Below are 21,913 nucleotides of genomic sequence, written 5' to 3'. Positions count from 1 at the left end.
TCCTCGTCTGGGAGGGCGAAGGTCAGGCGGCGGCGAGCGTCTTCTTGGGATCGTAGAAGGGGCGCTCGACGATCCGGGCGCGGGTCCTGCCGGTCGGGACGATCACCTCGACCTCGGCGCCGATATGCGCGAAGTCCGTCGAGACCATCGCGAGCGCGATGTTCTGCTCGAGCCGGGGCGAGTACACGGCCGAGGTGACCTTGCCGATGGCGGCGCCGTTCTTCTCGATGGCCCAGAAGCGGGTGTTGGGGCCTTTGAGCCGGGGACCGTCGATGATCAGGCCCACCTGCCGGCGGCGCACGCCCTCTTCCTTGATGCGCCGCAGCGCGGCCTTGCCGATGAAGTCGGCCTCCATATCGAGGTTCACGAGGCGATCGAGCCCCAGCTCGAAGGGGTTCGTGTTGATGTCCGCATCGGCATGGTAGGACAGCATGCCGCCTTCGATGCGGCGGATCGAGGAGGTGTGGCCGGGCTTCAGGCCGAACGGCCGCCCCGCCGCCATGATCGTCTCCCAGAGCTCGTCGCCGCGCGTCTCGTCCTGCAGGTAGAGCTCGTAGCCGAGCTCGCTCGACCAGCCGGTGCGCGAGACGATGAGCGGAATGCCGTTGAGCTCGACCTCGCGGAGCCAGTAATAGCGCAGGTCCATGATCCCGTCGCCGAACAGCGCCCGCATCACCTCGCCGGACTTCGGCCCCTGCAGTTGCAGGGGAGACACGTCGGGCTCGCGGATCGTGACGTCCAGGCCGGAATGCACGGCGACGCCCTGCGCCCAGAACAGGACGTCGCTGTCGGCGAGCGAGATCCAGAAATGGTTCTCCGCCAGGCGCAGCAGGACCGGATCGTTGAGGATGCCGCCCTCCGCATTGGTGATCAGGACGTACTTGCACTGCCCGACCGCCATCTTCGACAGGTCACGCGGGGTCAGCGTCTGCACGAACTTCGCCGCGTCCGGGCCGGTGATCTCGACCTGGCGCTCGACGGCGACGTCGCACAGGATCGCGTCGTTCACGAGATTCCAGAAGTTCTGCTCGGGATCGCCGAAGTCCCGCGGAATGTACATGTGATTGTAGACGGAGAAGCCCTTCGCGCCCCACCTGACGGTCGCGTCGAAGAAGGGGGACTTGCGAATCTGCGTACCGAACCCGAAATCGCCCGACTGATCCATGGCGCTCACCCTCCCGAGCCGTAGCCGGACCGACCCTCGATCCCGTGCTCCGTGACGGCATTTGGCCCGACTCCATGCCGGGCTGCGGACTGAAAACAGCCCCCGCGACAGACCGAACGGTCCGATCTGCGGCCGGTTTCGGACCGTTCGGTCGCAGCCTCGCGCGGGCTCGCAGCCGCCGGGGCGCAGACGCGAAAACGCCCGAAGCCTGGCGCCTACGCATCTCGCACCCGAGCACATGTAAGGGGTCCTCGCCGCGGCGACGTGCGCCTGCCTAGCACGGTCGGCGTCGCCCTCATCGCCGATCCCGGGTCCCGGTTGCGATGTGAGGCGACGCCCACCATCTCGCCTCGGCGAGGCGGGCGCCGGTCCGTCGACGAGGGAGAACGAACCCGACATGTCGACAAGAGGATTTCTTTTGTGGATCGCGGCGGCGATCCCGCTGGTCCTGATCGCTGGCGCGGCCTTCGTGGTCGGCAGCGCCTACCTGGATCACAGGCGGGCGATCGAGCGCGAGAAGGTCGCCTATCCCGCACCGGGCGAGCTCGTCGCGGTGGGGCCGCCGGGCGCGCGCGAGGGTCTGCTGCACGTCTATGCCGAGGGCGTGGGGAACCCGACCCTGGTGTTCCTGTCGGGCCTGGGAACGAGCTCGCCCTATTACGACTTCAGGACGCTCTTCGAGCGGCTCTCCGACCATTACCGGATCGCGGTGGTCGAGCGTGCCGGCTACGGCTGGAGCGAGGTGAGCGCGCGCAGCCGAGACCTCGCCACCGTGCTGGAGGAGACGCGCACGGCCTTGCGGCGCGCTGGGGAGAGCCCGCCCTACGTGCTGTTTCCGCATTCGATGGCGGGCCTCGAGGCCCTGCTCTGGGCCGAGCGGCATTCCGAGGAGGTCGAGGCGATCATCGGGCTCGACCCGCTCGTGCCCGGATACGAGCCGGACGCCGAGGAGGGCCCCGCCCTGTCGCGCCTGGAGACGCTGCTGGCGCGCACCGGACTGATGCGCTCGGGGCCCGACGTCTTCGACCGAAACTTTCCGGCCATGGTCGAGGGGCGGCTCGATCCGTGCGAGGCCGCGGCGGCCGAGACGATCTTCATGCGCCGCACGCACACCCAGGACATGTGGGACGAGGTGCGCGCCCTCGAGGAGAACCTCGCCCTCGTCCGCGCTCTGGGCCCGCCGGACGTCCCCGTTCACGCCTTCGTATCGGGGCAGGGGACCGAGGCCTGGATCGACGGCGTCGTCTCGTTCGCGACCGCGAGCGGGGGCGAGGCCGTCGTGCTCGACGCGGGCCATTACGTCCATCTGGCCGAGCCTGTGCTGATCGCCGAGAAGAGCAGGGAGCTGATCGAGGCGAGCAGCGCGCGCTGAGCCCGGCAGTCGCCGGCTGCTCATGAAGGGAAACAAACGAAAACTCAGTTAGTCACCTTGCTGCTGCAATCCTCGTCACGACCGAACCATCCGGGCGATGCGCGAGACGTCGGTCGGGAACAGCGGGCGTTCGCCGGCGATTCTCGATTACGAGCCCACCTCGCCGACAGCGCGAACGGCGATAAGCGGCGCAGCGAAAACGCATACCGCGCCGTCGGGTTCGAACCGCAGCTCGGCGCGCGCCTGCACCTCGAAAGCGAGCACGCTCTCGGTCAGGCGCGTGCCGAAGCCGCGCGTCGACGGCGCCACCACGTGGGGAACGCCGCGCTCCTCCCGGCACGGGCGCAGGCACTCTTCGTCGTCCTCCGCCGAGACGCTCTAAGCCCCCGAGACGCGCCCGTCCTCGACCGAGAGGGCGCCGTACTTCGCCGCATTGGTCGCCGGCTCGTGCAGCGCCAGCGAGAGCGCGACCGCCGCGCGGGGCTCCGGCGAGACGCCGGAGCCCTTCTGGTGGCTCTGTGTCCTCAGACGTGGAATGCGTGGGCCTGGGGCTTCGGGCGCTGTTCGATAGGCCGTCGCGGCGGGTCGGAAGGCTTGGCTCGGAGCGGCGCTCTACCCCATCCGCTCCGAGGCGTAGGAGCCCGGCGAGGCCGGGAAGACCACCGTCGTGTCGCCGTTGAGGAACACACGGTGATGGATGTGGGCGTGGACCGCGCGGGCCAGCACCTGGCTCTCGACGTCGCGCCCGAGCGACACGTAGTCGTCGGCCGACTGGGCATGCGTGATGCGCACGATGTCCTGCTCGATGATCGGCCCTTCGTCCAGGTCGGCCGTGACGTAGTGCGAGGTGGCCCCGATCAGCTTCACGCCCCGCTCGCGGGCCTGCTTGTAGGGATTCGCGCCCTTGAAGCTCGGCAGGAACGAGTGGTGGATGTTGATGATCCGGCCGGACATCGTCCGGCACATCTCGTCGCTGAGGATCTGCATGTAGCGCGCGAGCACGATCAGCTCCGCCCCGGTCTCCTCCACCACGGCCATGATCGCCGCCTCGGCCTGGGGCTTGTTCTCCTTGGTGACCTTGATGCGGTGGAAGGGGATGTCGTGGTTCACCACGAGCTTCTGGTAGTCGTTGTGGTTGGAGATCACCGCGACGATGTCGATCGGCAGCGCCCCGATCCGCCAGCGGTAGAGCAGGTCGTTGAGGCAATGGCCGAAGCGCGAGACCATGATGATCACCTTCATCTTCTCGGCCTCGTCGTGGAAGTCGAAGAGCATGCCGAAAGGCTCGGCCACCTTCGTGAACCCGTCGCGGAGCGCCGCCAGCCCCACGCCCTCCTCGCTGGTGAAGCTCACGCGCGCGAAGAAGCGGCCGCTCTCCACGTCGTCGAACTGGGCGGCGTCGGTGATGTTGCAGCCGCGCTCGGCGAGATAGGTGGCGATGGCGGCGACGATGCCGCGGGTCGACTCGCATTTCACGGTGAGAACGAACTTGTTCATCTCTCGTGACGTCCTTTTCAATCGAGCTTCAGAGGGGCGTCGGGGATGCCGAGCTGGTGGCGGCATGCGGACAGCGTGTTGGCGAGAAGGCAGGCGATGGTCATCGGCCCGACCCCGCCGGGCACCGGGGTGATCGCGCCGGCGACCCGGCGGACGTTGGCGAAATCGACGTCGCCCACGATCTTGGTCGCGACGCTGCCGTCCTCCCGCAGGCCCTTCTCGGGCGCGGGCACGCGGCTGATGCCGACGTCGATCACCGTCGCGCCGGGCTTGATCCAGTCGGCCTTCACCAGGCCCGGCACGCCGGCGGCGACGACGACGATGTCGGCGAGCCGCGCGAGCTGCGGGATGTTGGTCGAGGACTTGTGCGCGATCATCACCGTGCAATCGGCGTTGAGCAGGAGGCGCGCCATCGGCTTTCCGACGATGTTCGAATGCCCGATGACGAGCGCGGTCTTGCCCGCGAGATCGGGGTGGCGACGGCGGATCATCATCATGCAGCCGAGCGGCGTGCACGGCGCGATCGCGGTCTGCCCGGTGCCGACCATGCCGACGTTCGAGATGTGGAAGCCGTCCACGTCCTTCAGCGGGTCGATGGCGTTGATCACGAGCGTGGCGTCGAGATGCTTCGGCAGCGGCAGCTGCACGAGGATGCCGTGCACCTCCGGATCCGCATTCAGCCTCCGGATCAGGCCGAGCAGCTCCTCCCGCGTGGTCTCCTCGGACAGCCGGAACTCCAGCGAGCGCATGCCCGCCTCGATCGCCTGCTTGCCCTTGGAGCGCACGTAGATCTCCGAGGCCGGATCGCTGCCGACGAGCACCACGGCGAGCCCGGGGGTGACGCCGTACGCGGCCTTCACCTGCGCGACCTCGCCGCGAATCTCGCGACGCAGGTCGTCGGCATGGGCCTTGCCGTCGATGAGACGCGCCAGCGGGAGTTCCTCGACTTCGGTCATGACCGCTTCCTCTGCCATGTCTGAATTCTCCTCCGGAGCGGCCGACCGCGAGAGCCTGACCGAGGACGTTCCTCGACACGCCGGCGAACCGTATCCGCCTGCGCGATCGGGCGAGGGTCCGAAAAGCGGCGTAAGCTGTCGGTGAAGCGCCATCGCGCGCCGCTAGGCGGGCCGCGGCGCGGCGTGCGTGCGCGCGAAGTCCAGCGTCTCGGCGATCCCGCCGAAGGGGAAGAAATGCACCTGCCGGACGAGGCTGCCCGGGTTCTCTCGCTTGTGGACCATAAGGTCGTGCAGCATCTCGGTCGGCTCGTAGGGCAGAAGCAGGTTCGAGATGTCCGCCGCGCGCCGTTGCAGGACGCGGACCGAGGGGCCGACGCCGCAGGAGAGCGCGAACTTGATCATGGTCTGCAGCTTGGCGGGCCCGGCGATGCCGAGATGGATCGGCAGGTCGATGCCCTCGCGCTGCAGGCGCTCCGCCCAGGCGGTCACCGGCGCGACGTCGAAGGCGAACTGGGTGACGATCGCCATCTCCGCGTCGGTGCGCTCGCGGAAGGCCTGCTTCCAGCGCAGCGCCATCATCAGGTTCTCGTCCGACCCGTCCGCGTCGATGTCCCTGTTGCCCTCCGGGTGCCCGGCGACGTGCAGGCGCGTGAAGCCGTGCTTGTCGAAAAGGCCGGTCTCGAGGAGCTGCATGGACGAGTGGAAGGCGCCCCGCGGCTGGTCGAGGCCGCCCGCCAGGACCAGCGCCTGCGTCGCGCCGGCGTCCCGGTAGCGCAGCAGCCAGTCCTCGAGCATCGCCCGGTTCGTCAGCGAGCGCGCCGGAACATGGGGCATGGCGGCGAGGCCGGCGCGGGAGATTCGCGCGGCGGCGGCGACCATGTCCCCGATGTCCGTGCCGTCGATGTGGGCGACGTAGACGCGCGTTCCCGCAGGCACGCGCGCCTCGAAGTCCGTGCAGCGGGCCAGGGTGCGCGGCATCACCTCCATGGAGAACCCGGACAGCATCGAGGCCAGATCCGCCGATGCGGGCATCGCCGTCGCGGCGCTCGACTTCCTGGTGAAGAAGCCGCGGATCCGGTCGATCGCCGACCGCTCACGCGCGGGGATCGTCCGTCCGAACGATCGGGGGGACGTCGTCGCGGCCGCGCCGACGTCGAGAGAGCCGCGGAGCGGCGAGCCGAACCCGAAATCGCGAGGCTGCATCATGACCGTGACCCTCCCGCAGCAACGGCCGCACCAGCCGCGACCCGTTGCGACGAGGAGGGAATTTGGCCGCTAATCGGCCCTTCGCCGGACTGAAAACGCGCGGCGGACGGACCGAACGGACCGTTGTCGGGCCAGGCGCGGACCGTTCAGTCTGCGCCCGCCGACTTGCCCGTCCTGGCGGTCAGCCAGGCGAGATTGGGCTGCGTGGACTTGACCTCGCGCGTGACGATGTAGGTCATGTAGCGCTGGATTCCGAGCTCGGCCGACAGGAGCTGGTCCATCAGCTCCTGGAACGCGGCGAGGCTCGGGGTGAAGACCTTCAGGACGTAATCCATGCCGCCGCCGGTCGCGACGCATTCGACGACCCCGTCCAGCTTGCGGATCTGCGTCTCGAAGCGATCGAAATCGGCCTTGCGATGATGCGTCAGCGCGACGGTGACGATCACCCGCGTGAAGTCACCGACGCGGTCGAGCGCGAGGTCGGCATGGTATCCGCGAATGAAACCGCCCGCCTTTAACCTGTTCAGGCGCGCCAGGCACGGCGTCGGCGACAGGTTGACGATCTCCGCGAGCTTGGTCTTGCTCAGCTGGCCGTGTTTCTGAAGTGCGCCGAGGATCCGGATGTCGGTCGCATCGAGGCCGAACTTGCTCATTTACTCGAGACCCGATCCCGGTTCATTGTCGACATCGACTTGCGGATATCCGACGCCGAGCCGGTTGCCGGCATACGGCTCGCGCCGCCGAGATGATTGTCGCGGCGCAATACGAGCGCAAGGGCTTTTTTGCGCGCGAGACGGCGTCGTCCCTGCCCGGTGCACCATCGATCGCGGCCGCTGGCCGGCGCACGCCGTCAGGGAGAGGCGGCCTCGATCCCGAAGCCGAGCAGGAAGCGGTCGATCGCCCGCGTGATCGCATGCGCCGGGTCGGCGGGGCAGGGCATCCGGTAGATGTGCTGCCGGATGCCGATATAGACGATGCCGCCGTGCAGGTTCCAGAGATCCTCCATGCTCGGCGCCGTGTCGCCGCGCGCCTCGTGCGCGATCTCCGCGAGGAGCGGGCGGAGGATCACCTCGCCGAGGTGCCGGAGATAGCGCCGGTTCAGCTCCGCCCCGGCCAGGCCCGAGAACATGAAGATGCGCATCCACTCGTGCTGGAAGATCAGCTGGCTGTACTCGTTGTAGAACGCCAGCAGGCGCGCGCGCAGCGGCACCGAGCGGTCGGTGAGCCGCCTCGGCCAATCCGGCGAGAGCCGGTCGAGATAGACGGTCTCGTACACCGCCTCGACCAGCTCGTCCTTCGTCGCGAAATAGTTGAACAGCAGCGGCTGCGTGATCCCGAGGCGCTTGGCCAGGTCACGCGTGTTCCCCTCGATCCCGACCTCGGCGAAGAACGCCACCGCGCCGTCGACGATCTGCCGACGCCGCTCTTCCGCGGGCAGCCGGCGCCTGCGGGAACGCTCCATTCGTCCGCCCCCGACGGCGTCGACACGCTGACCAGACGTCATACCCGATTGCCCTCCCTGGAAACATTCTACTTGCAAAGCCGCGAAATCCATACATCATCCGGATAACGGGATTGAGCAAACGCTCAATTAGCCGCCCGCGGAGACGGGGACGCACAGGGAGGAGAGGCGATGAAGGCTGCTGTGGGCGGCTATGCCCGCGCGCGCGACCTGCGGCACGCGCTGGAGCTTCTGTCGAGCGCCGACGGCGCGGGCCGCGTGCTCGCCGGCGGGCAGAGCCTCGTCGCGGCGCTCAACATGCGGCTGACGACGGGCGACGTTCTCGTGGACATCGCGTCCCTCGACGAATGCCGCGGCGTCGTCGACGAGGGCGAGACGCTGCGCATCGGCGCGCTCACCCGGCACGCCGAGATCGGCCGCGATCCGCTGATCCGGACGCACGCGCCGCTCCTCGCCGACGCCGTCGGCCACATCGCGCACGCGGCGATCCGCAATCGCGGCACCATCGGCGGCGCGATCGCGCACGCCGACCCCGCCGCGGAGTTTCCGGCCTGCGCACTGGCGCTCGGGGCGGTGATGCACGTCGAAGGGCTCGGCGGCCGTCGCTCCATCCCTGCCGAGGCGTTCTTCCGCGACACGTTCGAGACGGCCCTCGCGGACGGCGAGATCCTCACGGAGATCTCCGTGCCCAAGGCCGCGGCCGGCGAGGCGCAGGCGATCGAGGAGGTCGCCCGCCGCTCCGGCGACTACGCGCTCGCGGGCCTGTGCCTCGTGCGCCGCGAGGGTCGCCACCGCATCGCGCTGTTCTCCGTAGGCCCGAAGCCGACGCTGGCCGCGGGCGCCATGGCCGCCCTCGACGGCGGCGACGTCGAGGCGGCGGTCGCGGCGCTGACGGACGAGATCGACCCGCCGTCGGACACGCAGGCGAGCGGCGCCTATCGCCGGCATCTGGCGGGCGTGCTGCTGCGCCGCGTCGTCGCGCGCATCGAGGGAGAGGCCCGATGAACGAGATCGTCCGCGACAGGATCGACGTCGCGCTCACGGTGAACGGAGAGCCCGTCGAGGCGCGCGTGCCGGCCGGCCAGCACCTGATCGACTTCCTGCGGCTCGAGCTCGGCCTGACCGGCGCGCATGCGAGCTGCGAGCACGGGGTGTGCGGCGCCTGCACGGTCCGCGTGAACGGCGACGCGGTGCGCGGCTGCCTGATGCTCGCCGCCCAGGCCGACGGCGCGGAGGTCTGGACCGTCGAGGGTCTCACCGACACGGGCGAGATCGCCGACCTGCAGGAGGCCTTCGTCGCCCGCAACGCGCTGCAATGCGGCTTCTGCACGCCCGGCATGCTGGTCGCGGCGCAGGAGCTCCTCGCCCGCGAGGACGCGCCCTCCCGCGCGGAGATCCGCGAGCATCTGTCCGGAAACTACTGCCGCTGCACGGGCTACGAGGCCATCGTCGACGCGGTAGAGACGGTCGCGACGGCGCGCGCCGGAAAGGGGGGAGCATGACCATTCAGTTCGGCAATCCCGACCGGCCGAATTCCTACATCGGCAAGACCGTGCCGCGCCCGAACGCGCCGCGGCTCGCGCAGGGGCGGGGGCGCTTCGTCGACGACGTGGTCCTGCCGCGCATGGCGCACGTGGCCTTCGTGCGCTCGCCCTACGCGCATGCCCGCATCGGCGGGATCGACGCCGCCGCGGCGAAGGCCGCGAAGGGCGTGCTGCGGGTCTTCACCGGCGCCGACATCGCGGAGGTCTGCACGCCCTGGGTCGCGGTGCTCGCGCATCTCAAGGGGCTGAAATCGCCCCCGCAGCACCCGCTCGCGATCGAGCGCGCCACCTGGGTCGGCGAGCCCGTGGCCGCGGTCGTCGCGACGAGCCGGGCCGCGGCGGAGGAGGCGGCCGCGCTCGTCGAGGTCGCCTACGAGGCGCTGCCCGTCGTCACCGACATGATGAGCGCCCTCGACGAGACGACGCCCGTCATCCATCCCGATCTCGGCGACAACCTCGCCTTCCGCCGGCTGCACGAGGAGGGCGACGTCGAGGGCGCCTTCGCCGGCGCCCACAAGGTGGTTTCCGCGCGATTTCGCACGGCGCGCCATACCGGCGTGACGCTGGAGCCGCGCTCGATCCTGGTCGACTGGAATCCGGCCGAGGGCCAGATGGTCGCCTGGCACGCGACGCAGGCGCCGCACATGATGCAGACCGTGTTCGCCAAGCACCTCGACGTGCCCGAGAGCCGCGTGCGCGTGATCTGCGCCGACGTCGGCGGCTCCTACGGCATCAAGGTGCACGTCTACCCGGACGAGGTCGCGACGGCGGCCATCGCCAAGATCATGGGGCGGCCGGTGAAGTTCGTCGCCGACCGGCTGGAGAGCTTCACCACCGACATCCACGCCCGCGACCACGTCATCGACGCCCGTCTCGCCGTGGACGAGACGGGAAAGATCCTCGCCATGGACGTGGACGACTGGACGGCCATCGGGCCCTATTCGGTCTACCCGCGGACCTCGGCGATCGAGGGCAACCAGGTGGTCAACCTCTGCGGCGGCCCCTACGATTTCGCGAGCTACCGGGCGCGGACGACGGTCGTCTTCCAGAACAAGACGCCCACCTGCCAGTACCGCGCCGTCGGCCACCCGATCGCCGTGGCGATCACGGAAGGCCTCGTCGACATGGCCGCCGCCGAGCTCGGGCTCGACCCGATCGAGATCCGCCGGCGCAACCTCTACGCCGACGACGCCTATCCGGTGACCTCGCCGGCGAAGATGCGCTTCGAGGGCCTGTCCCATCACGCCTCGCTGAACAAGCTGCTCGAGCTGATGGACTACGACGCGCTGCGGGCGGATCAGGCGCAGGCCCGCAAGCGCGGCGTCCACCGCGGCATCGGCATCGCGAGCTTCATCGAGCTGACCAATCCCTCGCCGTTCATGTACGGCATCGGCGGCGCGCGCATCTCGGCGCAGGACGGCTGCACCGTGCGCATGGACCCCGACGGCTCCGTCGTCGCCCTCTCCGGGGTCACCGAGCAGGGGCAGGGGACGGAGGCGATGCTCGCCCAGATCGTCGCGGAGGGCGTCGGCGTGAGCGCGGACAAGGTGCGCGTCGTCACCGGCGACACGCAGGTGACGCCTTATGGCGGGGGCACCTGGGCCTCCCGCGGCGCCGGCATCGGCGGCGAGGCGGCGCTGCAGGCGGCGCGGGCCTTGCGCGACGCGATCCTCGAGGTCGCCGCCGCCATGCTGCAGAGCGAGCCGGGCCGCCTCGACATCCGCGCCGGCGCGGTCGTCGATCCCGAGACGGGCGAGGAGCGCCTCTCGCTCGAGGAGCTCGGCCGCATCGTCTACTTCCGTGGCGACACGCTGCCGAAGGGCCTGCCGCGCGAGCTCGTGCAGACCCGCCACTTTATCACCTCGGACTACCCCTTCGCCTTCACCAACGGCGTGCAGGCCTCCTACCTCGAGGTCGACGTCGAGACCGGGGTGGTGACGCTCCTGAAGCATTGGTGCGTCGAGGATTGCGGGCGCATCATCAACCCGCAGCTCGTCGACGAGCAGATCCGCGGCGGCATCGTCCAGGGGCTCGGCGGGGCGCTCTACGAGGAGATCCACTACGACGAGGAGGGCCAGCTGCTGAACGGGTCGATGGCCGACTACCTCGTGCCGATGGCGGCCGAGATGCCGGACATGGTCGTCGGCCACGTGGAGACGCCCACCAAGGAGAGCCTGCTCGGCGCCAAGGGCGCGGGCGAGGCGGGGACCGCGGGCGCGCCCGCGGCCGTGATGAACGCCGTCAACGACGCCCTGCGCCCCCTGGGCGCGCAGATCACCGAAATGCCGTTCACGCCCGAGCGCATCCTGCGCGCGCTCGGGACGATCGAGAGCTGACAGCGAACGAGGTCCCGGCACGAGGACCGCAAACGGGAGGAGAACCATGAAGATCGTCACCATCGCCGGCGCCACGGCCCTGGCCCTGACGGCCGCCGGCGCGGCCTCCGCGCAAGAGCGCATCACCGTGAACATCGGCTCGTCGCACCCGGAGAACAACATCTGGGTCTACGCGATGAAGAACACCTTCCAGCCGGAGGTGAACCGCATCCTCGGCGAGGCGGGCGCGTACGAGATCGTCTGGGTCGAGAGCTACGGCGGCACGCTCTACAAGTTCACCGACACCCGCGAGGCGGTGATGGACGGGATCGTGGACGTCGGCATGGTCGGCACGGTCTGGGAGGGCGCGAACATGCCGCTCCAGAACGTGACCTACTTCACGCCGTTCGCGACCGAGGATCACCGGATGATCATCGAGATCTTCGACGATCTCTCGGAGAACCTGCCCGAGCTGAAGGACGCCTGGGCGCAGAACGGCATGGTGCACCTGTCCTCGCTCATCACCGACAGCTACGACATCTACGCCACCTTCCCCGTCACCGCGCTGGCCGATCTGCAGAACCGCAAGCTGAACGCGCCGGGCACCTCGGCCAACTGGCTGCAGGGCACGGGGGCGACGCCCGTCGACGGGGCGCTGACCACCTACTACACCAACATCCAGACCGGCGTGACCGAGGGCACGCTGTCCTTCGCGTCCGGCATCCTGCCGACCCGGGTCTACGAGGTGGCGCCGGAGCTCACCCGCGTCGGCATCGGCTCGATGTATTTCGGCGGGATCGCGGCCAACAAGGACTTCTTCGACGGCCTCCCCGAGCCGGTGCAGGAGGCCTTCCGCGAGGCGGCGAAGGCGACCTCCGCGGCGCACGGCGACTACGTCGCCGATCTCGCGGCGCGCGCCCTCGACGAGATGCAGGCCGCGGGCCTGACCATCCACGAGCTGCCCGAGGAGGAGAAGGCGGCGTGGGTGAACGGCCTGCCCAACATCATCGAGCCTTGGCTCGAGCAGACGGGCGAGTCCGGCCGCGTGGTGCTGAAGGCCTATTTCGACGCCCTGCGCGAGCGCGGCGCCGAGCCGCTCCGCAACTGGGACGAGGGTCTCTGATCGGCGCGAGGCCGATCGACGTCGAGCGTACGACCAGCCCGCCCGGGTCCGCCCGGGCGGGCGCCGCGCGAAGGGGGATCGAGGGCGTGAGCAGCAGCGACGAGAGCACGACAGAGGCCGAGGACGCGTACGTGCCGCGCCTGTCGGAGGCGCCCGTCGGCGCGGTGCTGGGCACGCTGGCCGCGATCCTGTCCTCCATCGGCACCGCCTGGATCGGCGCGCTCATGCTGCTGATCATGGCCGACGTGATCGGCCGCAACTTTCTCGACGCGCCGATCACCGGCGTGTCGGAGATCGCCGCGCGCTCGGTCGTCGCCATCGTCTTCCTGCAGGTCTCGGCCGCGATCCTGCAGCGGCGCCTCACCCGCGCGGACTTCCTCCTGCGCCGTCTCGAAGGCGCCTCGCCGCGGACGCTCGCCCTGTTCGAGGCGGCGTTCGCGCTCGTCGGGGCCGTGGTCTTCGCCCTGATCGTCTGGGCCTCCTGGCCGAAGCTCGCCTCCGCCTGGGCGACCGCGGAATTCTTCGGCGTGCAGGGCGTGTTCACCGTTCCCACCTGGCCCTTCCGGCTCATCACGGTCGCCGGCTCCGCCCTGGCCTCGCTCGCCGCGCTTTACGTCTTGCAGGACGAGCTGCGCAAGCTCGGAGGCCGGGCATGACCACCCTGACCATCGGCTTCGCCCTGATCGGCCTGCTGATCGTGCTCGTGCTGCTCGGCATGCAGATCGCCTACGCGCTGTTCGCGGTGGCGTTCGCCGGGATCTGGATCATCCGCGACAATCTGGGCCTCGCCTTCCGCATGCTGGAGCTGACGGCCTACAGCGGCATCGCCGACTACCTGTTCGCGACGATCCCGCTGTTCGTGCTGATGGGCCTCCTGGTGAGCGTCTCCAATGTCGGCCGCGACACGTTCGAGGTGGCGGAGGAGCTGCTGCGACGGCTCGTCGGCGGGCTCGGCGTCGCGACGGTGGCCGCGAACACGGTCTTCGCCGCGGTGACCGGCGTGTCGATCGCCTCGGCCGCCGTGTTCACGCGCGTCGCCGTGCCGGAGATGACGCGCCACGGCTACCGCGCCTCGTTCTCGGCGGGCACGGTGGCCGGCTCCTCCGTGCTCGGCATGCTGATCCCGCCGAGCCTGCTCCTGATCATCTACGGGGTTCTGGCGGAGGTCTCGATCGGCGGCATGTTCATCGCCGGGATCATTCCCGGGCTGATGCTGGCGGGCGGCTTCGTGGCGATGCTGATGGTCACCGCCGTCCTGTTTCCGGGCTTCGTCATGACCGATCCCGCGGCGAGCCGCGAGCGGCGCCGCGATACGGGCGCGAAGCCCATGCCGCTCTCGGTGATGCTCGCCAAGCTCGCGCCGATCGTGGTGCTCGTCGTGCTCGTGCTGGGCGGCCTCTATACCGGCTACTTCACCCCCACCGAGGCGGGCGGCGTCGGCGCCTTCGGCGCGCTCGTCGTGGCGCTGGGGCGGCGCTCGCTCGATCGCCACAAGCTCTGGCAGGTGATGAAGCAGACGGGCGTGATCTCCGTCTCGATCCTGCTCCTGCTGATCGCCGCGAGCTTCTACTCGCGCATGCTCTCCATCGCGGGGCTGCCCAACGCGATCGCCGATCTCGTGACGCAGTCGGGCTTCGGGCCGTACGGGTTCCTGTTCTTCTACGCGCTGATCATCCTGCTGATGGGGATGATCCTCGACAGCACGTCGATCCTGCTCATCATGGTCCCCATCGCCGCGCCGATCGCGCTCGGCATGGGCTTCGACCTGAGCCATTTCGGGATCGTCACGGTGATCGCGGTCGAGATCGGGCTCCTGACCCCGCCCTTCGGCATCTCGGTGTTCACCGTCCACAGCACGCTGAACGATCCGAACGTCTCCATCGAGCAGGTCTTCTACGCGACCTTGCCCTTCATCGGCGTGATGCTTCTCGTGCTCGTCCTCGTCGCGCTGTTCCCGATCACGGCGACGCTGTTCCTCTGAGCGCGATCGGCGCGATCGGGTTCGTCGGCGGCGCCGCTCGTCGCGCGCTGCGACGTTCTGCCGCGCAAAGTTGTATGCTCGCCATCTCCGATCAACAGAATCTGAGCCGACGACACACGGACTGATCGTGATCGGCGATTCGGCCCGTTCCTCGGCGCCGATCGGCCCGTGAAACGGCGAGATCGGTCCTCCGCACTCCGATTTCGGCGCCGAACCCGATTTCCCATCGCCAGCGTGTGGGTTGCATTTCCCCGTTCCGTCGACTTGACCATGTGGGTAGTTGCACGTAGCCTTTCATGCGTTGTACCGGGCGGTCCCGTACCGCCCTTGCGTACCAAATCCCGCAACCTCGAAAGGAGATACGCAAATGACCCAGGCTCTGGTGAAGGTCGACAACACCGTCAAGGCCGCCCGTCTGAAGGCGTCGGTCTCGCTCCTCAACATGTTCGCCGAGCGCTACCTCGGCCTCGAGACCCCGACCTCGAGCAAGATGGCGCTCGAGATCTCGGCGGCCTGGAACTGCCGTCCGGTCGTCGAGTGATCGGGGGCCTGCGCCTCGCGGCGCGGGCGTCTCGGCAGGATCTGCGCCGCGGAGCAGATCCTGCTTGAATTACCATAAATTGCATCACAGCGGCCGCCGGCCGGAGCGCGCCTGCTTCCCTGGATTGCGGAAGCCCGCCCTCGGCAGAGCCGGAGCGCCGCCACGACGGGGAGCCCAGATCATGTCCAACATCGTCAGATTCCCCGGGCGGGAGTCGCGCGCCGACAAGCTCAACGCCGTGTTCGAGTCCTACCGCACGGCCGTCGCGAGCCGTATTTACGTCCAGGTCACCGAGACCGGCCGGCTCGATCGCGACGCGCTGCGTGCGCAGGCGGAGCTCGCCGAGACGGCCGCGTTCCGCAGGCTCGCCTGCGGCCCCGAAGCGTTCAGCGTGATGCACGATCTGCGCGCCTTCTATCGCGAGGCGCTCGGGGCGGCGGAGCTGGACCTCGTCCTCGCCGACATCCGTGCGAGCCGCGCCTATTCCGATCACATCGTCTCCAAGGCGGCCGACTTCGTGCGCACGCGGGAGATCTTCTTCGCCCGCGAGGCGCAGTTCCCGCCGAGCACCATCCGGCGGCCGGAGAAGAACATCTATTTCGCCACGACCTTCAACATGGTCATGACGCGCTTCTTCGTGGAGTGCCACAAGCGCCTCCTGGAGAAGACCGGCGCGGCGCCGATCTTCGTCGTGGAGAACCTGCAGGACTGCGATCGCTGCTCGCTGCGCATCCTGCAGAACATGCACCTCTTCCTGAAGCCGTTCGGCTTCGTCTTCGCCTTCGCCTTCAAGAGCGCCGCGGGAGCGATCGCGCCCGATCCGGCGGACGGCTACGCCCGGCGCTTCGTCGCCGCGCGGCGCGGCTGCTTCCGCAAGCTGCTGAACGTGGCGCTCGCCTCCGGCAACATGGCGACCTTCGTCGACACGGACACCCTGCTGGACGACATCGACTTCGCGTCCGGCTACGCGGCGATGCACGCGTCGATGGCCGCCGATCCGGGGCTCTCGCTCGACGACTTCATGAACCTCGTCTACCGCAACCGCTACGAGGAATTCTATGTCCGCAAGGCGCTGCTCGACGCGGCGCCCTCGCTGGACCGCCAGGAGGCGATGGAGGTCGAGAAGCTGCTTCTGCTGGTCGACTCCTACAACTACCTCTTCGACGACGCGCTCGCCGTGGCCGAGGCGGCCGTGGAGGCGGGCGACGGCTTCGCGCAGTGCTACTTCCTGCTGATGAAGGGCCTCGTTCTGCTGAAGAAGCGCAACGACAAGCAGGCGGCGCTCGCCACGCTGGAGCAGGGCCTCGCCGTCGCGGAGGCGCTGCCGCGCTCGCTCGAGGCCGCGACCGAGAAGGCCTTCCTCGGCAACGCCGTCAACTTCGTGCGCCTGATCGAGACCATGGCCACCAAGAAGGGCGACGAGCGCACGGACGCGATCGAGGCGATCCTCGTCGACGAGCACCGGATCCTGCACGAGATCTGCGAGGCCTTCATCTCCGCGCGGGAGGCGGACCTCGCCGACCAGCGGCGGCAGATGAACGTGCTCTTCATCATCACGACCGTGGTGGAGAACATCTCCAAGCTCAACGGCCTGATCGGCGCCTACGAGGACACGATCGAGCTCTACCGCAGCTACGAGCACATCCTCGACACCGTCGGCGAGCGCATGCGCGGCGAGGCGTACAAGCGCTCCTTCACGATCTCCTACAGCCACGCCCTGTTCCACAACCGGATCATGGTGGCGAAGTGCTTCGCGAACCTGAAGCAGCTCGATCAGGCCTACGAGATCACCAAGGACGTCGTGGCGCGCGGCGACGAGTACGACGTCACCGGCGACTATCGCGGCTTCGCGCTCAACGCCCACGCGGTCAACGCCGCGCGGCTCGGCAAGACCGAGGAGGTGGTGGACGCCCTCGTCGACATGGCGCGCATCTACGTCGACTACAACGAGCCCTACCTGATCAAGTCCGCGATCAACGGGCTGCGCGACTTCATCGCGGAGAACGATCGCAAGAGCTTCGACTACCTGAAGTCCATCGGGATCATCGAGGACAGCTTCCGCCGACACGAGGAATCCACCTTCCTCGTCAGCTCGCCGGTGGACCTCGAGAATCCGCTGATCGGCGGCATGGAGCAGTTCGTGTTCGGGCGGCGGTCGGAGGGCGAGCTGCGCTCGTATCTCGACCACCCGAACCGCAACCTGAACGCCGCCTTCAAGTCCTACGGTCTCTGGCGGCAGATCTACGCCAAGCAGGCGACGTGACCGGCATGAACGTGCACGCATCCCGGCACGTGCGGGCGCGCGCGCCCGCCGACGGCGAGACGCAGGCGACGAGCGCGCGAGACCGCGCGCTCGTCGTCTGCGCACATCCGGACCTCGCCGCCTCCGGCTTCAGCCGGCCTTTTCTCGAGGCTCTCGACGAGTCGTGCTTCGCCAAGAAGGCGCTCGCCGAGACCTACCCTGATTGGCGCTTCGACGTCGCGCGCGAGCAGGCGGACCTCGTCGCGGCGGCGGAGATCGTGCTGCTCTTCCCCGTCTTCTGGTATTCGCCGCCGGCTCTCCTGCAGAAATGGCTCGAGGACGTGCTGGTCGATTCCGACGGCTTCGAGCAGCGCGCCTCGCTCGCCGGCAAGCCCGCGCGGATGATCGTCTCCACGGGAGGCTCCGCGGACGAGTACGGCCCCGCGGGCAAGAACGGCCACAGCGTCGAGGACTTCCTGCGGTCGCTGGAGACGACCCTGCGGTACGTCGGCTGCGTTGTGGGCCCGAGCGAGGTGCACCACGCCGCCTGGCGCTATTCCGAGGAGGAGGTGCGCGCGCTCGCCGGGCGCTTCGCGGCGGAGAGGCGCCGATGAGCTATCTGCGCCTCGCCGTCCCGGACATCGCGAGCCCCACCGTCCGCACGAGCGTCTTCCTCGCGTTCCTGTTCCTGTCGCTGATCGGCACGTCCTTCGTCACCAACTCGTTCAAGTTCGCGGCCTTCGAGATCACGCAATCGAAGTCCGTCGTGTCTCTGATCGGGTCGGTATCGGCGGTGGCCTTCATCGTGCTCGGGCTGTTCGCCGGCGTGATCGTCGACGCGATCTCCCGAAAGTTCTTCGTCCAGTTCCAGCTCATCGCGGTCGCGGCGATGTCGTTCGTGTTCTTCGCCTTCTTCGAGGCGGGCTACGTGAGCATCCTGTGGCTGTTCGCCTTCATCATCGCCCACGAGATCATCGCCGCCTTCGCCAACGCGGCGAAGCACAGCGTCTTCTTCGACCTGTGCGGCTCGGACCAGATCGCGCGCTGGGTGAGCCGGCGCGGCATCGTGATGATCGCCGCCTCGATGTCGGCGTCGCTGCTGCTGACCTTCTTCGTCAGCGACGAGGCGTTCCTGTTCGCCATCTACGCCGTGATCCTGCTGATGGCGCTCGCGGTCTTTCGCGTCATCGGCTACCAGGACCAGAACAAGGCGCAGCGCTTCTCCTCGGTGCGGGAGGCCGTGGGCTTCGTGCTGGTGCGGCTGAAGGACTTCGTGCGCGTGTGCCGCGGCAACAGGGCGCTGATGTTCCTGTTCCTGTTCTCCTTCTTGAAGACGGTGTTCATCTTCTGGCCGATGGCGAGCGGCGCGTTGTTCAAGTTCGGCATCGAGGACGACGCGACGCGGCGCGTGTACCTGATCGCGGCCGTGATCATGGACGTCATCAGCATGGCCTCGCTCTACGCGCTCGGCCGCAAGAAGAGCTACACGAACGCCTCGTTCGTCGCCGGCGCGGCGATCAGCGGGCTCGGCATCTTCCTGTTCTCGCTGGCGGACACGACCGTGCTCGCCGTGCTCACGCTGGCGATCATGTATGTCGGGCTCGCCGTCTCGCAGGTCTCGTCGACCTACATCCTGCGCATGGAGCTGCCGGAGGATCATCGCACGCAGGGGCTCGGCTTCGCCGTCGTGCCCTACTACTTCGCCGACATCGTCTCGGGCATCGTGTTCGCCTTCCTGGTGGTCTACGTCAGCGTCGACGATCTCCTGTTCTGGACCGGCGCGCTGCTGACCGTGCTCGCCACCGCGCTCTTCGTGCCGCTCGCCCGTGCGAAGGCCTGAACGCCCCCGGCGCGCGACGAAAGCGCGCCGGGGGCGACGCCCGCCATGCTCGTGCGTTGACCTCGCGACGCGAACGACGCGAGAGGGAGGCGCGCGATGGACGGCTTCTACTTGTGGGCCCTGGCGATCCTGGTCATCCTGGCCGTCGCGGGCGGGGTCACGTTCTTCACCTGGAAGGCGCGCGCCCGCCGCCGCTGACGGCGTTGGGCCGAAACGCGCCCGCGATGGCGAGCGGCGGCGTCACCCGAGGCCGTAGCCGAAGCCGAGGATCGCGCCGTAGACGGCCTGGCCGACCATCGTGATCAGCGGGGTGCGCGTGCCGTAGTTCAGCCCCGCGAGCCCGGGCGGCTCGAGCCGGCGGGTGCGGGTGAGGCCCGTGCGCGCCGTCGCCATGCGCGGATGGATCTCGGCGAGGAGCGGCAGGAAGACGACGAGCAGCCACGCCCCGTGCAGCACGCCGACCGCCGCGCCGAGCCAGATCCCGGCGCGCCCGATCGCCTCGAAGAACCAGGCGTAGAGGAAGGCGAAGACCCAGCCGCCCAGCATGTAGAGCCCGAAGCCGACGAGGCTCGCGAGCCGGCTCGTGTCCGTCACCGCCGTGCCGAACAGGAAGGGCAGGCTCATGCGCGACCAGTGCAGGCGCCGCGATCCCTCCAGGATCGCCGACATCGCCACCGTGGCGACGAGGCCCCAGACGAGGAAGCGTTCGAGATCGATGGCGGTCAGCGCCGGCATCATCGCCCCTCCCGTTCCGCGCCCGTCGCCCGCGCGCGCTCGATCCACAGGGCCGCGTTGACGAGGCCCGCATGCACGAAGGCCTGCGGGAAGTTGCCCCGCGCCTCGCCGGTGGCGGCGTCGGTCTCCTCGGCGAACAGGCCGAGATCGTTGGCGTGGCCCAGCATCGCCTCGAACTGCCGCTCCGCCCGCGCCGCCTCGCCGCGGCGGGCGAGATACTCGATCTCCCAGAAGGCGCAGATGCAGAAGGTCGCCTCGTCCTGCGCCGGGCTGTCGAAGCGCGCGTCGTAGCGGCGCATCAGCGGGCCCGCGCCGAGCTCCCGGCGCAGGCGCTCGTGGGTGCGCGACAGGCGCGGCTCGCGCGGCGCGTGGAAGTGCGTGCGCGCCATGACCAGCAGGCTCGCATCGAGCGCCGGCGCGTCCATCAGGCCGGAATAGGCCTGCATGTCGGGGTCGAAGGCCTGCGTCTCGATGGCGTTACGGATCTCGGCGCGGGTGGCGGCGGCCCGCTCGCGGTCGATGGCGAGGACGCCCCTGTCCGCGAGCGCGATCAGCCGGTCGAGGGCGGTCCAGCACATCAGCGCCGAATGGGTGTGGCGTCGCCGCGGCCCGCGCACCTCCCAGATCCCGTCGTCGGGCTCGCGCCATTGCCGGCAAACGACTTCCGCGAAGCCGGCGAGGTATGAGCAGGCGTCCGTGTCCAGGGTCCCGCCGCGCTCGACGAAGTCGAAGGCCGCCATCACCACGGTGCCGTAGACGTCGAGCTGGACCTGCCCGCGCGCGGCGTTGCCGACGCGCACCGGCCGCGAGCCGCGATAGCCCTCGAGATGGTCGAGCGTGCGCTCGCCGAGGTCGAGGCGGCCGTAGACGTCGTAGACCGGCTTCAGCGCGGGGGCGGAGAGGCGGGTCGTGTGCAGAAGCCAGTCGATGAAGCGCGTCGCCTCCTCCTGGTAGCCGAGATCGCTGAAGGCGCGCAGGACGAGGGCGGCGTCCCGCAGCCAGCAATAGCGGTAGTCCCAGTTCAGGGCGCCGCCGATCGCCTCCGGCAGGCCGGCCGTCGCCGCCGCGAGGAGCGCGCCGGAGGGCGCGAAGGTGAGGAGCTCGAGCGTGATCGCGGCGCGCACCACCGCCTCGCGATGGCGGCCGCGATAGGCGCAGCGCCCGCTCCAGCCGCGCCAATAGGCGCAGGTCCGCGCGAGCGTCGCGTCCGCCTCCTCCACCGGCGCGAGCACGCCCGGGTCGTCGCCCGAGAAGGTCAGCGAGAAGGCCCGCCGCTCGCCGGCCTGGAGGCGCAGGCGCCCCGTGCGCGCGCCCACCTCGCCGGGAGCGAGGGGAAAGTCCGTCACCAGATGCGCGGCGCCCTCGCCGGTGACGCAGGAGAGGGCGACCCCGCTCCGATCGCCGATCGCGGCGGACGCACCGGCGTAGTCCGGTCGAGGGGCGAAGATCGCGGCGACCTCGGGCGCGCCCTCCGTCGCCTCGACGATGCGCACGAGCTCGCGCAGCGGCTCCAGCGCGACGTTCTCGCGGATCGCCATGAAGTCGAGCAGCCGCACGACGCCGTCGTCGGTGGTGAAGACGGTCTCCAGCACGGCCGTCCCGGGCAGGTAGCGCCGCACGATCCGCCGCGCCGGCGCGACCGGGCCGACGCGGAAGCGCCCGCCGCGGCGGCGGTCGAGCAGGGCGGCGAACAGCGAGGGGCTGTGGAAGTCGGGCCAGCAGAGCCAGTCGATCGAGCCGTCGCGCCCGACGAGCGCGCAGCTGCGCCCGTCGCCGACGAGCCCGTAGGCGCCGATCGGCGGGTAGTCCGCGCGCTCCGGGGAGAGGGCGGCGCGCGCGGCCGCCTCCGCCTCCGTCCTGTCGTCGATCGCCGTCATCCGCCCCGCGTCCCCTCGCCCCCGCGGTGGGACAATGCGGAGCCCGGGCGGGCGGTT

At 69.4% G+C, this 21,913-nt stretch carries 20 protein-coding genes; 11 read left to right on the top strand and 9 right to left on the bottom strand.

The window, feature by feature from the left end; translation table 11 throughout:
* Positions 1 to 22: 22 nt before the first annotated feature.
* Positions 23 to 1,165 carry a glycine cleavage T C-terminal barrel domain-containing protein gene (locus ABL310_RS12800; RefSeq protein ID WP_349367401.1) on the bottom strand — a complete coding sequence of 381 codons (1,143 nt, stop codon included), beginning with the start codon at positions 1,163 to 1,165 and terminating at the stop codon, positions 23 to 25.
* 397 nt (positions 1,166 to 1,562) lie between these two features.
* Here ABL310_RS12800 and ABL310_RS12795 point away from each other — a divergent pair, with 397 nt between their 5' ends.
* Complete coding sequence (locus tag ABL310_RS12795) at positions 1,563 to 2,537, top strand: alpha/beta hydrolase (protein ID WP_349367400.1); 975 nt, start codon at positions 1,563 to 1,565, stop codon at positions 2,535 to 2,537.
* A 147-nt stretch (positions 2,538 to 2,684) separates the two neighbouring features.
* Here ABL310_RS12795 and ABL310_RS12790 read toward each other — a convergent pair whose 3' ends face one another.
* From ABL310_RS12790 to ABL310_RS12765, 6 genes are all read right to left on the bottom strand, one after another.
* Complete coding sequence (locus tag ABL310_RS12790; RefSeq protein ID WP_349367399.1) at positions 2,685 to 2,849, bottom strand: hypothetical protein; 165 nt, start codon at positions 2,847 to 2,849, stop codon at positions 2,685 to 2,687.
* A gap of 300 nt (positions 2,850 to 3,149) precedes the next feature.
* The gene (purU, locus tag ABL310_RS12785; protein ID WP_349367398.1) at positions 3,150 to 4,034 is read right to left on the bottom strand and encodes a formyltetrahydrofolate deformylase; all 885 of its coding nucleotides are present in this window, start codon (positions 4,032 to 4,034) and stop codon (positions 3,150 to 3,152) included.
* Between the two features lie 17 nt (positions 4,035 to 4,051).
* The gene (gene folD, locus ABL310_RS12780; protein ID WP_349367397.1) at positions 4,052 to 5,008 is read right to left on the bottom strand and encodes a bifunctional methylenetetrahydrofolate dehydrogenase/methenyltetrahydrofolate cyclohydrolase FolD; all 957 of its coding nucleotides are present in this window, start codon (positions 5,006 to 5,008) and stop codon (positions 4,052 to 4,054) included.
* 144 nt (positions 5,009 to 5,152) lie between these two features.
* Entirely contained in the window at positions 5,153 to 6,196 is a 1,044-nt protein-coding gene (locus tag ABL310_RS12775) for a methylenetetrahydrofolate reductase (protein WP_349367396.1), read from the bottom strand.
* A gap of 146 nt (positions 6,197 to 6,342) precedes the next feature.
* Positions 6,343 to 6,849, bottom strand: coding sequence for an Lrp/AsnC family transcriptional regulator (locus ABL310_RS12770; protein ID WP_349367395.1), 507 nt, complete (start codon positions 6,847 to 6,849; stop codon positions 6,343 to 6,345).
* A gap of 197 nt (positions 6,850 to 7,046) precedes the next feature.
* Positions 7,047 to 7,658, bottom strand: a complete 612-nt coding sequence (locus ABL310_RS12765) for a TetR/AcrR family transcriptional regulator (RefSeq protein ID WP_349367394.1) — start codon at positions 7,656 to 7,658, stop codon at positions 7,047 to 7,049.
* Between the two features lie 171 nt (positions 7,659 to 7,829).
* Between ABL310_RS12765 and ABL310_RS12760 the strand changes: the two genes are divergently transcribed.
* The 10 genes from ABL310_RS12760 to ABL310_RS12715 all read left to right on the top strand — a co-directional run bounded on the left by ABL310_RS12760 (position 7,830) and on the right by ABL310_RS12715 (position 19,244).
* Positions 7,830 to 8,663 (top strand): xanthine dehydrogenase family protein subunit M, encoded by an 834-nt coding sequence (locus tag ABL310_RS12760; protein WP_349367393.1) that lies wholly within the window; start codon positions 7,830 to 7,832, stop codon positions 8,661 to 8,663.
* Positions 8,660 to 9,160, top strand: coding sequence for a (2Fe-2S)-binding protein (locus tag ABL310_RS12755; RefSeq protein ID WP_349367392.1), 501 nt, complete (start codon positions 8,660 to 8,662; stop codon positions 9,158 to 9,160). The genes ABL310_RS12760 and ABL310_RS12755 overlap by 4 nt, the downstream gene beginning before the upstream one ends.
* Positions 9,157 to 11,538 (top strand): xanthine dehydrogenase family protein molybdopterin-binding subunit, encoded by a 2,382-nt coding sequence (locus tag ABL310_RS12750; RefSeq protein ID WP_349367391.1) that lies wholly within the window; start codon positions 9,157 to 9,159, stop codon positions 11,536 to 11,538. Before ABL310_RS12755 ends, ABL310_RS12750 begins: the two co-directional genes overlap by 4 nt.
* Positions 11,539 to 11,584: 46 nt before the next feature.
* The gene (locus ABL310_RS12745; protein ID WP_349367390.1) at positions 11,585 to 12,640 is read left to right on the top strand and encodes a C4-dicarboxylate TRAP transporter substrate-binding protein; all 1,056 of its coding nucleotides are present in this window, start codon (positions 11,585 to 11,587) and stop codon (positions 12,638 to 12,640) included.
* Positions 12,641 to 12,726: 86 nt separating this feature from the next.
* Complete coding sequence (locus tag ABL310_RS12740) at positions 12,727 to 13,296, top strand: TRAP transporter small permease (protein WP_349367389.1); 570 nt, start codon at positions 12,727 to 12,729, stop codon at positions 13,294 to 13,296.
* Positions 13,293 to 14,621, top strand: coding sequence for a TRAP transporter large permease (locus ABL310_RS12735; protein WP_349367388.1), 1,329 nt, complete (start codon positions 13,293 to 13,295; stop codon positions 14,619 to 14,621). Before ABL310_RS12740 ends, ABL310_RS12735 begins: the two co-directional genes overlap by 4 nt.
* A gap of 367 nt (positions 14,622 to 14,988) precedes the next feature.
* Positions 14,989 to 15,162, top strand: a complete 174-nt coding sequence (locus ABL310_RS12730; RefSeq protein WP_349367387.1) for a hypothetical protein — start codon at positions 14,989 to 14,991, stop codon at positions 15,160 to 15,162.
* A gap of 181 nt (positions 15,163 to 15,343) precedes the next feature.
* A complete protein-coding gene (locus ABL310_RS12725; protein WP_349367386.1) occupies positions 15,344 to 17,425 on the top strand; it encodes a hypothetical protein in 2,082 nt (693 codons plus the stop codon).
* 5 nt (positions 17,426 to 17,430) lie between these two features.
* Complete coding sequence (locus ABL310_RS12720; protein ID WP_349367385.1) at positions 17,431 to 18,018, top strand: NAD(P)H-dependent oxidoreductase; 588 nt, start codon at positions 17,431 to 17,433, stop codon at positions 18,016 to 18,018.
* On the top strand, positions 18,015 to 19,244 hold the full coding sequence (locus ABL310_RS12715) for an MFS transporter (protein ID WP_349367384.1): 1,230 nt from the start codon (positions 18,015 to 18,017) through the stop codon (positions 19,242 to 19,244). The genes ABL310_RS12720 and ABL310_RS12715 overlap by 4 nt, the downstream gene beginning before the upstream one ends.
* A 240-nt stretch (positions 19,245 to 19,484) precedes the next feature.
* Here the strand turns inward: ABL310_RS12715 and ABL310_RS12710 are convergent, their stop codons facing one another.
* Both ABL310_RS12710 and ABL310_RS12705 read right to left on the bottom strand, forming a co-directional pair.
* Entirely contained in the window at positions 19,485 to 19,979 is a 495-nt protein-coding gene (locus ABL310_RS12710) for a hypothetical protein (protein WP_349367383.1), read from the bottom strand.
* Positions 19,979 to 21,856, bottom strand: coding sequence for a glycoside hydrolase family 15 protein (locus tag ABL310_RS12705; protein ID WP_349367382.1), 1,878 nt, complete (start codon positions 21,854 to 21,856; stop codon positions 19,979 to 19,981). Before ABL310_RS12705 ends, ABL310_RS12710 begins: the two co-directional genes overlap by 1 nt.
* Between the last annotated feature and the right edge of the window lie 57 nt (positions 21,857 to 21,913).

It is taken from the genome of Salinarimonas sp. (assembly GCF_040111675.1).
Taxonomy (GTDB): domain Bacteria; phylum Pseudomonadota; class Alphaproteobacteria; order Rhizobiales; family Beijerinckiaceae; genus Salinarimonas.
This window is presented reverse-complemented; position numbering and strand designations above follow the sequence as displayed.